The organism is uncultured Bacteroides sp., assembly GCF_910578895.1.
Taxonomy (GTDB): domain Bacteria; phylum Bacteroidota; class Bacteroidia; order Bacteroidales; family Bacteroidaceae; genus Bacteroides.
This window is the reverse complement of sequence record NZ_CAJTSC010000027.1, coordinates 16,926-31,219: the sequence shown is the minus strand read 5'-3', so window position 1 is coordinate 31,219 and position 14,294 is coordinate 16,926. Positions and strand designations below refer to the sequence as shown.

Below are 14,294 nucleotides of genomic sequence, written 5' to 3'. Positions count from 1 at the left end.
TATAGTTGATTACTAAATTATTATATGATAAGGATAACACCTTGTGGCATTTTGGCATTGCGTTTGCCTTGATTAAGATAAACAGGGTTAATTTTAAAAAAACAAACAAGCATGAAACTATTTTTTACGAAAAGGGAATTGAAACTGAGAAAGAAAAGGGTGATAATGATGATAGCTTGTATGGCGGCGTTGCTTGCCGGCTATCTGATATTGACTTGGCCGAAGAAAGCTCAACCGGAAGCACCCACTGTAATTGTGGAACCTGCCGAAGTAGGTGATGTGGAAATTTTTGGCGAATATGTAGGTCGTATCCGTGCGCAACAGTTTGTAGAGGTCCGTGCACGTGTGGAGGGTTACTTGGAGAGTATGCTTTTCGCCGAAGGTAAGTATGTGACTAAAAATCAAGTATTGTTTGTCATTAATCAGGACCAGTATCGTGCAAAGGCGGATAAAGCCCGTGCGCAATTGAAGAAAGACGAGGCGCAGGCGTTGAAAGCGAAACGCGACTTGGAGCGCATCCGTCCGTTGTATGCGCAGAATGCCGCCAGCCAACTGGATTTGGACAATGCACAGGCAGCTTATGAGACCGCCGAGGCTTCCGTTTCCATGAGCCAGGCGGATTTGGACCAGGCGGAATTGGAATTGGGTTATACCATTGTACGCTCTCCGCTGTCGGGGCATATCAGTGAAAGAAATGTGGACTTGGGAACGTTGGTAGGTCCGGGAGGAAAATCGTTGCTTGCCACTGTGGTAAAAAGCGACACGGTGTTGGTGGATTTCAGTATGACCGCATTGGATTATCTTAAGAGTAAGGAACGTAACATCGAGATAGGCCGTCAGGATTCCACCCGTTCCTGGCAACCTAATATTACGATTACTTTGGCGGATAATACAGTTTATCCTTATAAAGGCTATGTAGATTTCGCCGAGCCGCAAGTCGACCCGCAAACAGGCACATTCTCCGTCCGTGCCGAAATGCCTAATCCGAACCGGGTATTGTTGCCGGGGCAGTTTACAAAAGTAAAACTGTTGCTGGACGTACGCGAAGGTGCCGTAGCCGTTCCTCAAAAGGCGGTTACCATCGAGAAGGGTGGCGCTTATATATATGTGATGCGCCGTGATTCTACGGTTGAGAAACGCTTCATCGAATTAGGACCGGAGTTTGGCAACAATATGGTTGTTGAACGCGGATTGGTGGCAGGCGAGCAGGTAGTGACGGAAGGTTTCCATAAACTTGTTCCGGGTATGAAAGTGCGTGTGCAAGCCGCTGTAGCTGAAAAAAAAGAAGAACAACCGGCAGACTCTTTGAACAAGAAAGCCGTTTCCGAGAATGAAGTAAAGGATAACAACCTCTCAAAGTGATGACAGTATGAAAGTAAGTTTCTTTATAGACCGCCCGGTATTCTCGGCGGTGATATCGATTGTGATTGTAATTATCGGTATCATCGGGCTGACGATGCTTCCGGTGGATCAATATCCGCAGATAACGCCCCCTGTTGTAAAAATCAGTGCATCTTATCCGGGAGCAAGTGCGCTGACCGTATCGCAAGCGGTGGCAACTCCCATCGAACAGGAGATAAACGGCACTCCGGGCATGTTGTACATGGAGTCCAACAGCTCTAATTCCGGCGGCTTTTCGGCAACAGTGACTTTTGATGTGTCTGCCGATCCCGATTTGGCTGCCGTAGAAATTCAAAACCGCGTGAAGCTGGCGGAAAACCGTTTGCCTGCCGAAGTTATCCAAAACGGTATTTCGGTGGAGAAGCAAGCCCCCAGCCAGTTGATGACCATCTGTTTGACTTCCAGTGACCCGAAGTTTGATGAAATCTACCTGAGCAACTTTGCTACAATCAACGTGCTCGACCTCTTGCGCCGCATCCCCGGTGTGGGACGTGTGTCCAATATCGGTAGCCGTTACTATGCCATGCAGATTTGGGCGATGCCGGATAAGCTGGCAAACTTCGGTCTGACCGTGCAGGATTTGCAGAATGCACTGAAAGACCAGAACCGCGAGTCGGCTGCCGGTGTTTTGGGACAGCAGCCTGTACAAGGATTGGACATTACCATCCCCATTACCACGCAGGGGCGTTTGAGCTCGGCAAAACAGTTTGAGGATATCGTGGTGCGTGCCAATACCAACGGTTCTATTATCCGTCTCCGCGATGTGGCACGCGTATCGCTCGAAGCCTCATCGTACAGTACGGAAAGTGGTATTAACGGCGAAAACGCGGCGGTTCTTGGCATCTATATGCTTCCGGGCGCCAATGCCATGGAAGTGGCGGACAACGTGAAGAAGGCTATGGAAGAAATCAGTGCGAACTTTCCCGAAGGAATGAGCTATGAGATACCGTTCGACATGACTACTTATATTTCGGAGTCCATTCACGAGGTATATAAGACATTGTTCGAGGCATTGGTTCTTGTGGTGTTGGTAGTGTTCCTATCCTTGCAAAGTTGGCGCGCAACGCTGATACCTGTTGTAGCGGTGCCTATATCTCTGATCGGTACTTTCGGTTTCATGCTTATCTTCGGCTTCTCGTTGAACATATTGACTTTGCTGGGATTGATTCTTGCTATCGGTATTGTGGTGGATGACGCCATCGTGGTGGTGGAGAATGTGGAGCATTTGATGGAAACGGAAAAACTGTCGCCCTATGAGGCAACAAAGAAAGCGATGAACGGTTTGGCAAGCGCCTTGATTGCAACCTCATTGGTGCTTTGTGCCGTATTCGTTCCGGTAAGTTTCCTAAGTGGTATTACCGGACAGTTATACCGCCAGTTCACGATTACTATCGCCGTATCCGTGTTGCTCTCTACGGTTGTGGCTCTGACTCTCAGCCCGGTGATGTGCTCGCTTATCCTGAAACCCGGTAACGGTAAGAAAAAGAATATCGTGTTCCGTAAGATTAACGAGTGGCTGAATACCGGTAACAATAAATATATCAGTGTCATCAGCCGTGTCATCAAACATCCCAAACGTTTGATGAGCGCATTCGGCATGGTGCTGATTGCCATCTTCGTCATTCACCGCCTGATTCCTACCAGCTTCTTGCCTGCCGAAGACCAGGGCTATTTCAAAGTGGAGTTGGAGTTGCCGGAAGGTGCTACGCTGGAACGTACCCGTGTGGTAACCGAACGCGCGGTGAAATACCTGGAGCAGAATCCGTATGTGGCTTATGTGCAAAGTGTGGCGGGCAGCAGTCCGCGCGTGGGAAGCAATCAGGCACGGAGTGAACTTACTGTCATTCTGAAGTCCTGGGAAGACCGCAAGGACACTACGATTGATAAGATTATGGCGAAGGTGGAGAACGATTTGAAGGAATATCCCGAATGCAAGGTCTATCTCTCCACGCCGCCCGTAATTCCGGGATTGGGAACGTCCGGCGGTTTTGAAATGCAGCTGGAGGCACGTGGCGAAGCTACCTTTGAAGGATTGGTGCAGGCGGCGGATACCTTGATGTATTATGCCCAAAGGCATAAGGAGTTGGCGGGGCTCTCTTCTTCCTTGCAGTCCGACATTCCGCAACTCTATTTTGATGTGGACCGGGACAAGGTGAAGATGCTGGGTGTGCCGTTGGCGGATGTATTCTCCACGATGAAAGCCTATACGGGTTCTGTGTATGTGAACGACTTCAATATGTTCAACCGTATATACAAGGTGTATATCCAGGCGGAAGCTCCGTATCGTGAGCATAAGGAGAATATCAATCTGTTCTTCGTAAAAGCCGCCAATGGGGCGATGGTTCCGTTGACTTCGCTGGGTAACGCGTCTTACACTACGGGACCGGGCAGTATCAAACGTTTCAATATGTTTACTACCGCCGTTATCCGCGGTTCGGCTGCGCAGGGCTATAGTTCCGGGCAGGCTATGGAAATCATGGAGCAGATAGCACGCGACCATTTGCCGGATAATATAGGTGTGGAATGGAGCGGACTTTCCTACCAGGAAAAACAAGCCGGCGGGCAGACAGGCTTGGTATTGACGCTGGTGTTCCTCTTCGTATTCCTTTTCCTGGCTGCGCAATATGAAAGCTGGACAGTGCCTATCGCCGTATTGCTTTCTTTGCCGGTAGCAGCTTTGGGAGCCTATTTAGGCGTTGCTGTCTGTGGATTGGAAAACGATATCTATTTCCAAATCGGTTTGGTGATGCTGGTGGGACTTGCGGCGAAGAACGCCATCCTTATCGTGGAGTTTGCCAAAGTGCAGGTTGACAATGGGGGAGACTTGGTGCAGTCGGCCATTCATGCCGCCCAACTCCGTTTCCGTCCCATCTTGATGACTTCTCTTGCCTTTGTGCTGGGCATGCTTCCCATGGTGCTTGCAAGCGGACCGGGTTCTGCAAGCCGCCAGGCAATCGGTACGGGCGTTTTCTTCGGAATGATTTTCGCCATAGTATTCGGCATTGTACTTGTACCGTTCTTCTTCGTTCTGATTTATAAGGCGAAGGCGAAAGTGCAACACAAGATTAAGAGAGACTGATGATAATATTGTAAACGAATTCAGATTACATACTTATGAAAAGAAAGAATATATATATACTGCTGTTGTTTGTCCCGGTTCTGTTCGCATCGTGCAAGGTAGGGAAAAGCTATGTACGTCCTGAAATGGCGTTGCCCGACAGCCTGGTGCAACGGCAGGACAGTGCCAGTATTGCCGACGAGCAGTGGCAGGCGGTTTATACCGACAATACTTTGCGCAGTTTGATAGACCGTGCATTGGAGTATAACAAGGATATGCTCATTGCGGCGGCGCGTGTAAAGGAAATGGCGGCGCAGAAACGCATCAGCGTGGCCAACCTGCTGCCCCAACTGAATGGAAAAGTTACGGCGGAACGTGAAACCGATAACTATGGCGGGCATAGCCGTGATGTAGGCAACAGTTATGAGGCAAAAGCCCTTCTGTCGTGGGAACTTGATCTTTGGGGAAATCTGCGTTGGAAAAAGGCTGCCGCCGTAGCCGATTACCTGCAAAGCGTGGAAGCCCAACGTGCCTTGCGTATGACGATTGTGGCAGAAGTGGCACAGGCGTATTACGAACTGGTAGCGCTCGATACCGAGTTGGAAATCGTGCGCCAGACACAGAAGGCACGTGAAGAGGGCGTACGTCTTGCAAGAATCCGTTTTGAAGGCGGGCTTACCTCGGAGACCTCCTACCAACAGGCGCAAGTGGAACTGGCACGTACCGCCACGCTTGTGCCGGATTTGGAACGTAAGATTTCCATTAAGGAGAATGACATCGCTTTCCTTGCCGGTGAATTTCCCACCCGGATCGAGCGTAGCCGTTTCCTGCAGGAATTGGATGTGCCGGAGTCTTTGCCCGTAGGATTGCCTTCCGGTTTGTTGGAACGCCGTCCTGATATCCGTGCCGCGGAACAGCAGCTTATAGCGGAACACGCTCGTGTAAAAGTGGCTTATACCAATATGTTCCCCCGGTTGTCGCTTACGGGGCAGTTCGGATTGGAGAGCGATGTGCTGTCCAATTTTCTCCAGTCTCCTTATTCGTTGTTGAGTGGCGCGGTGTTAAGTCCGCTTTTCAACTGGGGAAAGAACCGTGCCGCATTGAAAGCGCAGAAAGCTTCGTTTGAGGCGGAAGTGCACAGTTATGAGAAGACGGTGCTGAACGCTTTCAAGGAAGCCAAGAATGCCATAGTGGATTTCAATAAGATAAAGGAGGTCTATCAATTGCGTCTCAAGTTGGAACGCTCTGCCAAAACCTATGTGGATCTGGCACAGTTGCAATACATTAACGGTGTTATTAATTATATGGATGTCCTTGATGCCCAACGTGGATATTTCGATGCGCAAATCGGTGTCAGCAATGCCATACGCGATGAATTGATAGCGGTAGTCAATGTTTATAAGGCTTTGGGAGGCGGCTGGCAGATAGAATAAAGGCTGCGTATATTGTTTCTTTTCAGCATGTAATACACAGTTTTTTCATTTACAGGAGTTACAGGGAGAAGGAGTTGCCGCCTTTCGGGTTTCGGAGAAGCCGGTAGCTCTGTTGATGTATAGCGATACTATCGGCATCTGACTCCCTTTAACTTCCGGTAACTCCTCCAACTCCTCCAACTCCTGTAACTCCTGTAACTCCTGTAACTGAAAAAGCCGTGGCATGTAATATAATTATTTCTCTTTGCAGTTTGCATTTCTTGTGGAAAAGAGCGAAATTTGCAACGCTTTTAAACGAATCTTTATTAACACCTTTAAATAATTAAGAGAAATGACTAAAAGTGCATTGCAAATTGCAAGGGCTGCCTATCAGCCCAAACTCCCGAAAGGGCTGAAAGGCACTGTGAAAGCAGTGGCAGGAGCGGCTACCGAGTCTGTTGCCGATCAGGAAGATATCAAGAAATTGTTTCCCAACACTTACGGAATGCCTTTGATTAAGTTCGAAACGACTGATGAGGCTGTCGATTTCCCCGCTATGAATGTGGGTGTTATCTTGTCCGGTGGTCAGGCTCCCGGTGGTCACAATGTGATTTCCGGTATTTTCGACGGTATCAAGAAACTGAACAAGGACAGCAAACTGTATGGTTTCATCCTCGGCCCCGGCGGTTTGGTAGATCACAACTATATGGAACTGACTGCCGATATCGTTGACGAGTACCGCAACACAGGTGGTTTCGATATAATCGGTTCGGGTCGTACGAAGCTGGAAAAAGAAGAACAGTTTGAGAAAGGTTTGGAAATCTTGAAGGAACTGGACATCAAAGCATTGGTTATCATCGGTGGCGACGACTCCAATACGAATGCCTGCGTATTGGCAGAGTATTATGCTGCCAAGAATTGCGGCGTACAGGTTATCGGCTGCCCGAAGACTATCGACGGTGACTTGAAGAACGAAATGATTGAGACTTCTTTCGGTTTCGATACGGCTTGTAAGACATATTCCGAAGTAATCGGTAATATCCAGCGTGACTGTAACTCGGCACGTAAGTACTGGCACTTCATCAAACTGATGGGACGTTCCGCTTCTCACATCGCTTTGGAATGTGCGTTGCAGGTGCAACCTAATATCTGTATTGTCTCTGAAGAAGTCGAGGAGAAGAACATGTCTTTGGACGATGTGGTGACTTATATCGCCCAGGCTGTTGCCAACCGTGCTGCAAAGGGACACAATTTCGGTACTGTCCTTATTCCCGAAGGCTTGGTAGAGTTTATCCCTGCCATGAAACGCCTGATTGCCGAATTGAACGACTTCCTGGCTGCCAATGCTGAAGAGTTCTCCCATATCAAGAAATCACATCAGCGTGACTATATCATCAGCAAACTTTCTGCGGAAAATTCAGCTATCTACGCCAGCCTTCCGGAAGGTGTGGCACGCCAGTTGACGCTGGACCGCGACCCGCACGGAAACGTACAGGTATCTCTTATCGAAACAGAAAAATTGCTGTCCGAGATGGTTGCCACTAAGTTGGCACAGTGGAAGGAAGAAGGCAAGTTTGCAGGTAAGTTTGCGGCACAGCACCACTTCTTCGGTTACGAAGGACGTTGCGCGGCTCCGTCCAACTTCGATGCCGACTACTGCTACTCGTTGGGTTATGCGGCATCTGCATTGATAGCTAACGGCAAGACCGGCTATATGTCTTCCGTACGCAACACTACTGCTCCTGCCGAAGATTGGATTGCAGGCGGTGTGCCTATCACAATGATGATGAACATGGAACGTCGTCACGGCGAAATGAAACCGGTTATCCAGAAAGCTTTGGTAAAACTGGATGGTGCTCCTTTCAAGGCATTTGCCGCTCAGCGTGACCGTTGGGCTGTGGAAACAGACTATGTTTATCCGGGTCCTATCCAGTACTTCGGTCCTACGGAAGTTTGCGACCAGCCTACCAAGACTTTGCAACTGGAACAAGGTAAATAATAGTATGGAGCTTTTTTTAAGAGCTTGATATCAATCTTCAGGCACGGATAGCACCGGTTTTCACGGAAAAGATAAAACTCCGCGATGTGCCGTGCAGTCCGTGCCTGAACTTATAATATGCCTGTATGTCTGCCAAAACCAATACTGCTTCTCGCCGCAAACCTGCATCCCGCCGCACTTCCTCTTTCCCGAAGAAGAAACAGGCGTCAATGTCCCGTGCCATGCCTGTATGGTTGCGCAATCTGTTGGCATGCTGCATCATTGTAGTGTTTTCTGCCGGATTTTATTGGTTCTTTATCCGTCCTTACGCTTATCGTTGGAAGCCATGCTACGGTTTTAAAGGCTATGGAGTGTGTATGCCCTGCAATTACGAAATACATGGCATTGATGTCTCCCACTATCAGGGCGTTATCGACTGGACTAAACTTCTCCGTAACAAGGAGACCGAATTTCCCATACACTTTATTTTCATGAAAGCCACCGAAGGCGGCGACCACGGGGATAATACCTTTGCCGAGAATTTCGAACGGGCACGCAGTCATGGTTTTATACGCGGGGCTTATCACTATTTCTTACCTAAGACGGATGCGCGGAAGCAGGCTGATTTCTTTATTAATACCGTGCAGTTGTCAAAGGGCGACCTTCCGCCCGTTCTTGATGTGGAGACTACGGGGAAAAAATCGCCGCAGGAATTGAAACTTGCCGTTAAAACATGGCTTGACAGGGTAGAGGCGCATTATGGCGTAAAACCTATTCTTTATACTTCTTACAAGTTCAAGAAACGTTACCTCAACGATTCCATATTCAATGCTTATCCTTACTGGATAGCCCACTATTACGTAGATTCCGTAAGGTATGAGGGCAAATGGCATTTCTGGCAACACACCGATGTGGGCAATGTTCCGGGTATCGAAGAAGAGGTCGATCTGAATGTCTTTAACGGCACTTTAGAGGAATTGCTTGGCATGACTTTGAAGTAGTTAACTTCGTAGATGCAGGAAGTTAACTTATTGGTTCCCGTTTAGTTAACTTCGTTGCATCTGTTCAGTTAACATCGTTTCGGTCTTGATGTTAACTTCCTGTTTCCTTTTTTAAGGGGATGTTTGTTATAGCACAAACTTAACCGCCACCCAACGGTTTTTTTCCCGATAATGCACAAACCGCAACCCGTTACGCTCCGCTTCGGCTCGTATTACGGGAATGTCGTCTGCGTAGAACCCGCTCATGTATAGTTCCGAACCGGAGCGCATGCGGTTCACATATCGCTTCATGTCGTTCAGCAGGATGTTCCGGTTGATATTGGCGATAACCACATCAAAGGGACCTTTGTCTTCCAGTATGGAAGCGTCTCCCTGGAAAACGGAAATCCGGTCTACACCGTTCAGCTCTATGTTCTCCAGTGAATTGCGTACGCACCACTCATCTATGTCGATAGCCGTGCAAGGCGCGGCACCGCGCATACGCGCCAAGATGGCGAGAATGGATGTTCCGCATCCCATGTCGAGTAAGGATTTTCCCTGCAGGTCGTTATCCAGCAGTTCGCCGATGATAAGGCTGGTGGTTTCGTGGTGGCCTGTTCCGAATGCCATTTGGGGATTGATGACTATATCGTATTCCGCTTGAGGAATATCATGGTGGAACGTGCTGTGAATGACACAGCGGTCGCCGATGATAATAGGCTGGAAGAAATTCTTTTCCCACTCCTCGTTCCAGTCTTTATCTTCCGCTTCCCGGCAAGTATATTCCACTTGTGTGTCGGGCAAGGGAAAATTGGCAAGGGCATCTTTCAGGGAACTCTCGTCATATAAGTCTTTTTGGATATAGGCGGCTATTCCGCCGGGTTGTTCTACAAAACTTTCGAAACCTGCTTCGCCCAATACTGCTGACAAGACATCGTTGACGACTTCTGTGCAAGGAACGGTGTGGAATGTAAATTCTAAATATTTCATTGGAATACAATTGTTTGTTAAATACACAAAGCAGGTATATGAACAAAACCTATTTCTGCGTATATTTGTTTTGGATACAAAGATAGGAGCATTTAGGGAAATCCCTATAAATCTTTGGGGAAAATCTTCTGCGTGGAGTAAATCCCCGTGCTATCTTTGTGGTGTGAAAAAATATGTAATTGTAAACTCGTAAACCAGATGAATATGAAAAAGATTGTTTTTTTATCGCTTTTTGCTTTGTGTCTTCCGTGGACGCTCTCGGCTCAAAGTATAGATGACGACCTTTACTACGTGCCTTCCAGGAAAAAGGAAGAAAAGACGGAGAAGAAAAAGGAGCCGGCTGCCGATGCGGTTGTAGTAAGGACGAATGCGCCTGCCACGGTATATGCGTCGCCGGGCAATACGACAATTGTGGTGAAAAACCGTAAAGGAAATGTCCGTGACGTAGACGAGTATAACCGTCGGTACGATGCCAAGGATTATGATTTCTCGCAAGGGAATGACACGCTCTATGTAGAGGAGAAGGAGTATGACGGTCTGGACGGAGAGTGGGTGAATGGCTTTGACGGTTCGGAGGATGATTATGAATATGCCACACGTATCATCCGTTTCCGCAATCCCCGCTATGCCATCAGTATCAGCAGTCCGCTTTATTGGGATGTGGTCTATGGACTGAACTCGTGGGACTGGAACGTATATACGGATGGGTTGTATGCATACGCATTCCCCACATTTACTAATCGCTTATGGTGGGATTGGCGCTATAGCTCATACGGTTGGGGCGGATATCCTTATTACGGCTGGGGCTGGAACAACTGGTACGGTCCAAGCTGGGGCTTCGGCTGGAATGTAGGTTGGGGCGGCTGGCATGGCGGCTGGTGGGGACATCACCACCACCACTATTACCCCGGATATTATCCCGGTGGCGGACACTGGGGGGGCGGACATTGGGCGCATAATACGTACACCAACCGCCGTTCTTCGGGAACAAGCAGTTATAGAAATTCCTCTTCGGCTGTTCGCAGGCAAGGTTCGGGGGTGAATCGCGGTGGCTCGGGTTCTACTGTCCGCTCTTCGGGCACTTCCTCTTACAGGCAGAATGGGCAGAGTGGTGCAACCTCTGCAAGACGTGTGGTGGGTACGCGTTCGTCCGGAACACGTAGCGGGGTAACTACCCGTACGGACGGCTCTTCTGCAAGACGCAGCACATATACCCGTCCCAGCAGCACGCGTGTAGGTTCGTCGTCTGCTTCTACAGACGCTTCTCGCGGCAGCAGTGTAAACTCTACCGGAACAAGACGCACGGGCAGCGGCAGCACTTCCACTTATAATCGCGGCAGCTCTACATCATCTTCCCGCAGTTACTCTACAGGAAGCAGCAGCCGTCGTTCTTACAACACGCCTGTGCAGAACAATTCTTCCACTCGCAGTTATTCTTCGGGTAGCAGTAGCAGCAGTTCGCGCAGCTATTCCACAGGAAGCAGCGGCGGCGGTTCTACCCGTTCGTCCGGTGGCGGCGGCGGCTCTTCACGAAGAAGATAGGCATGGTATTAATAGAAAAAAGATTAAAAGGATATGAAGAAAATAATAACTTTGGCTGCTTTGGGGCTGCTGGCAGCAGCGGCTCCGGTGAGTGCACAGACGGTGTACGATGCTGCTAAGATAGCGAATAAGGATTTGAACGGAACGGCGCGCTTCGTAGGTATGGGCGGTGCCATGGGGGCATTGGGCGGTGATATTTCCACCATCGGAACGAACCCTGCCGGCATAGGTGTTTACCGTAGCAATGATGCCATGGTGTCGTTCGGACTGTCTGCATACGGCATGGAAAGCAACTATATGGGGACCAAGATGAATGCGGATAAAACAAGAGGCTCGTTCGATAATGCGGGGTTTGTAATCTCCTCAAAAATAGGCAATGCCACGACTTTACGTTATGTGAATTTCGGCTTTAATTACCATAAGGCCAAATCTTTCTACAAGAATATGTCGATGGAGGGGAATTTGGGAGATTATACGCAAACGGATTATATGGCTGCGCAAGCCGGCGGCATTGAGAGTTGGGGAGATTTTCCTTATAATGACGATAATATAGGCTGGCTTTCTGCTTTGGGCTATCAGGGCTATCTCATCACCGATGTTATTTCCCACAACGGACCGGGCGGTGTCCCTTCCGGTTATGTTCCTTATATGGTAGGTGGTGAGCAGGTGAAGAACCTGAACGGTGATTTGATGTATATTACTCCGGGCGAGTATGGCGGAATGTTTTTGGGCGGAAACGGAACTTTCCGGTCGGCAGAGCGCGGCGGTATCGACCAATATGATTTTAACATATCGTTCAATGTCAATGACCGGGTATATTTGGGTGTGACTGTAGGTGCCTATACCATTGACTATAGTAAATATACTTTTTATGATGAAAATTACATAGATGCTGCCGGAAATGGTATAGGGCAGGGATATAACTTGCAGAGTTGGAACAAGATACACGGTTCCGGATTCGATGTGAAATTCGGAGCTATTGTGCGTCCTTTCGAGTATTCTCCCTTAAAAATCGGATTGGCAATTCATACGCCCACTTATTATAGGCTGGATTACAAAACGAATGCACGTTTGGAAGCGGATGTGCTGAACGACTTGGATATCGCCATTGAAAACGGAACTGTTGAAAGCGGTGCGATAGGCCAGTATGACATAGATACTTATGATATATTGAAGGGAGACATGATACGCCGGTTCCAGTTGCAGACTCCATGGACCTATAATGTCAGTCTGGGATATACCATTGGTAAGAACCTGGCTTTGGGAGCGGAGTATGAGTATCAAGACTATTCTTCCATGAAATTTAAAGATGAAGAAGGCTATTCCGATACTTTTGGATATGAAAACAGCACCATGCCGATGCTGAAAGGAGTGAGCACCGTTCGCTTGGGTGCTGAATATAAGGTAATTCCCCAATTTGCTTTGCGCGCAGGATATAATTATACATCTGCCATTTTCAATAACGATGCGTATAAAGATTTGCCTTATAACTCCATTCAGACAGATACGGATTTTGCCAACACAAAAGCGCTGAGCAACTATACGTTGGGTATAGGTTATCGCGGTTCGATGTTTTATGCGGATTTGGCATATAAGTTTTCTTCTTATAAAGAAGATTTCTATCCGTTCATTAATGCTTATATGGAGAAAGGCCAATTGGTGATAGGCAGTCCTGAAGCAACGAAAGTAAAGAATAGCCGCAGCCAGGTGTTGCTGACATTGGGGTTACGTTTCTAACTGCCGTTTTCTTGGAGTTGAACAGATATTTATTTCAGGTGGTATAAAAAAAGACTTGCAGATTTCTGCAAGTCTTTTTTATATTCTGTAGGTTATTCCGGATTATTTCTTGAAATAACGGTTGTACAGACCTTCGAAACCTTTACCGTGGCGTGCTTCGTCCTTAGCCATTTCATGAACTGTGTCATGGATAGCATCGAGGTTCAATGCTTTGGCGCGGGTAGCGATACGCTTCTTGTCTTCGCATGCGCCTGATTCGGCGTTCATTCTCTTTTCGAGGTTTGTCTTGGTGTCCCATACACAGTCGCCCAGCAGCTCGGCAAACTTGGCAGCGTGTTCTGCCTCTTCCCATGCGTAACGCTTGAAAGCTTCTGCCACTTCGGGATAGCCTTCACGGTCTGCCTGGCGGCTCATTGCAAGGTACATACCTACTTCAGTACATTCGCCCATGAAGTGGTTGTTCAAATCCTTGATCATTTCATCGTCACATCCTTTGGCTACACCGATAACGTGTTCGTCAGCGAAAACCAGCGGACCGCCTTCCTGCGCTTCTTCTACTTCTACGAATTTGCTTGCAGGAGCTTTACACAAAGGACATTTCTCGGGAGCTGCGTCTCCTTCATATACGTAACCGCAGACAGTACATCTAAACTTTTTCATTTTACTTCAGATTTTAATTGATTGATTTAATTATTCGTTATTTCAGTTAAACGTTCATTTTCCAGGCAACTCTTGCAGATACCTTTGTAATAATAATGGATTTCCTGCACCTCGTGCCCGTTCATATCCGTCTCTTCCGCCTGCTTGCCATCGGCATTGATATCCACATCGTATATTCTTCCGCAACGTTTGCATAAGAAGTGTGCATGCGGTGTGGTGTCCGCATCATAGCAGGTGTTTCGTTCGTCAATTGTCAATATCTGCGCGGCACCTTGTTCGCTAAGCAGTTTTAAGGTATTATACACAGTTGTTTTAGACAATGTGGGAATGGAAGGGGCAAGTGCCGTATAAATCTCATCTACCGTAGGATGTGTACAATGCTCCATCAGATAGGTCATAATGGCTATGCGCTGCACCGACGGCTTAATGTTATGATTTTGCAATCGCTTTATTACATCCATGTCATTTGCAATTCAAACTTGTAATAATTACATTTTTAATTCGCTTGCAAAGATAGATGTTTCTTTTATTTATCC

The 14,294-nt window shown here is 47.9% G+C and carries 12 protein-coding genes; 7 read left to right on the top strand and 5 right to left on the bottom strand.

Translation table 11 applies throughout. The annotated features are described in order from the left end of the window. Nucleotides 1-111 precede the first annotated feature (111 nt). Genes QZ327_RS08525 through QZ327_RS08515 form a run of 3 tightly spaced genes read left to right on the top strand, consistent with a single transcriptional unit; the run spans nucleotide 112 to nucleotide 5,892 of the window. On the top strand, nucleotides 112-1,362 hold the full coding sequence (locus QZ327_RS08525; RefSeq protein ID WP_294618648.1) for an efflux RND transporter periplasmic adaptor subunit: 1,251 nt from the start codon (nucleotides 112-114) through the stop codon (nucleotides 1,360-1,362). Between the two features lie 7 nt (nucleotides 1,363-1,369). Next, entirely contained in the window at nucleotides 1,370-4,480 is a 3,111-nt protein-coding gene (locus QZ327_RS08520) for an efflux RND transporter permease subunit (protein WP_294618647.1), read from the top strand. A 35-nt stretch (nucleotides 4,481-4,515) separates the two neighbouring features. Then, on the top strand, nucleotides 4,516-5,892 hold the full coding sequence (locus QZ327_RS08515; protein WP_294618646.1) for an efflux transporter outer membrane subunit: 1,377 nt from the start codon (nucleotides 4,516-4,518) through the stop codon (nucleotides 5,890-5,892). 45 nt (nucleotides 5,893-5,937) lie between these two features. Here the strand turns inward: QZ327_RS08515 and QZ327_RS08510 are convergent, their stop codons facing one another. Beyond that, on the bottom strand, nucleotides 5,938-6,117 hold the full coding sequence (locus QZ327_RS08510; RefSeq protein WP_294618645.1) for a hypothetical protein: 180 nt from the start codon (nucleotides 6,115-6,117) through the stop codon (nucleotides 5,938-5,940). 106 nt (nucleotides 6,118-6,223) lie between these two features. Between QZ327_RS08510 and QZ327_RS08505 the strand changes: the two genes are divergently transcribed. Next, a complete protein-coding gene (locus tag QZ327_RS08505; protein WP_294618644.1) occupies nucleotides 6,224-7,870 on the top strand; it encodes a diphosphate--fructose-6-phosphate 1-phosphotransferase in 1,647 nt (548 codons plus the stop codon). Between the two features lie 37 nt (nucleotides 7,871-7,907). Here QZ327_RS08505 and QZ327_RS08500 read toward each other — a convergent pair whose 3' ends face one another. After that, entirely contained in the window at nucleotides 7,908-8,093 is a 186-nt protein-coding gene (locus QZ327_RS08500) for a hypothetical protein (RefSeq protein ID WP_294618643.1), read from the bottom strand. Between QZ327_RS08500 and QZ327_RS08495 the strand changes: the two genes are divergently transcribed. Beyond that, complete coding sequence (locus QZ327_RS08495) at nucleotides 8,092-8,850, top strand: glycoside hydrolase family 25 protein (RefSeq protein ID WP_294618642.1); 759 nt, start codon at nucleotides 8,092-8,094, stop codon at nucleotides 8,848-8,850. The genes QZ327_RS08500 and QZ327_RS08495 overlap by 2 nt on opposite strands. Nucleotides 8,851-8,976: 126 nt before the next feature. On the opposite strand, the gene prmA is transcribed toward QZ327_RS08495, so the two are convergent. After that, on the bottom strand, nucleotides 8,977-9,819 hold the full coding sequence (prmA, locus tag QZ327_RS08490; RefSeq protein WP_294618641.1) for a 50S ribosomal protein L11 methyltransferase: 843 nt from the start codon (nucleotides 9,817-9,819) through the stop codon (nucleotides 8,977-8,979). A gap of 204 nt (nucleotides 9,820-10,023) precedes the next feature. Here prmA and QZ327_RS08485 point away from each other — a divergent pair, with 204 nt between their 5' ends. Together QZ327_RS08485 and QZ327_RS08480 are read left to right on the top strand one after the other, a co-directional pair. Further along, nucleotides 10,024-11,361 carry a hypothetical protein gene (locus tag QZ327_RS08485; protein ID WP_294618640.1) on the top strand — a complete coding sequence of 446 codons (1,338 nt, stop codon included), beginning with the start codon at nucleotides 10,024-10,026 and terminating at the stop codon, nucleotides 11,359-11,361. Nucleotides 11,362-11,394: 33 nt separating this feature from the next. Beyond that, nucleotides 11,395-13,098 (top strand): outer membrane protein transport protein, encoded by a 1,704-nt coding sequence (locus QZ327_RS08480; RefSeq protein WP_294618639.1) that lies wholly within the window; start codon nucleotides 11,395-11,397, stop codon nucleotides 13,096-13,098. Nucleotides 13,099-13,200: 102 nt separating this feature from the next. On the opposite strand, the gene QZ327_RS08475 is transcribed toward QZ327_RS08480, so the two are convergent. Together QZ327_RS08475 and QZ327_RS08470 are read right to left on the bottom strand one after the other, a co-directional pair. Beyond that, nucleotides 13,201-13,758, bottom strand: coding sequence for an NADH peroxidase (locus QZ327_RS08475; protein ID WP_294618638.1), 558 nt, complete (start codon nucleotides 13,756-13,758; stop codon nucleotides 13,201-13,203). A 26-nt stretch (nucleotides 13,759-13,784) separates the two neighbouring features. Beyond that, nucleotides 13,785-14,219, bottom strand: a complete 435-nt coding sequence (locus tag QZ327_RS08470; RefSeq protein ID WP_294618637.1) for a Fur family transcriptional regulator — start codon at nucleotides 14,217-14,219, stop codon at nucleotides 13,785-13,787. Nucleotides 14,220-14,294 lie beyond the last annotated feature (75 nt).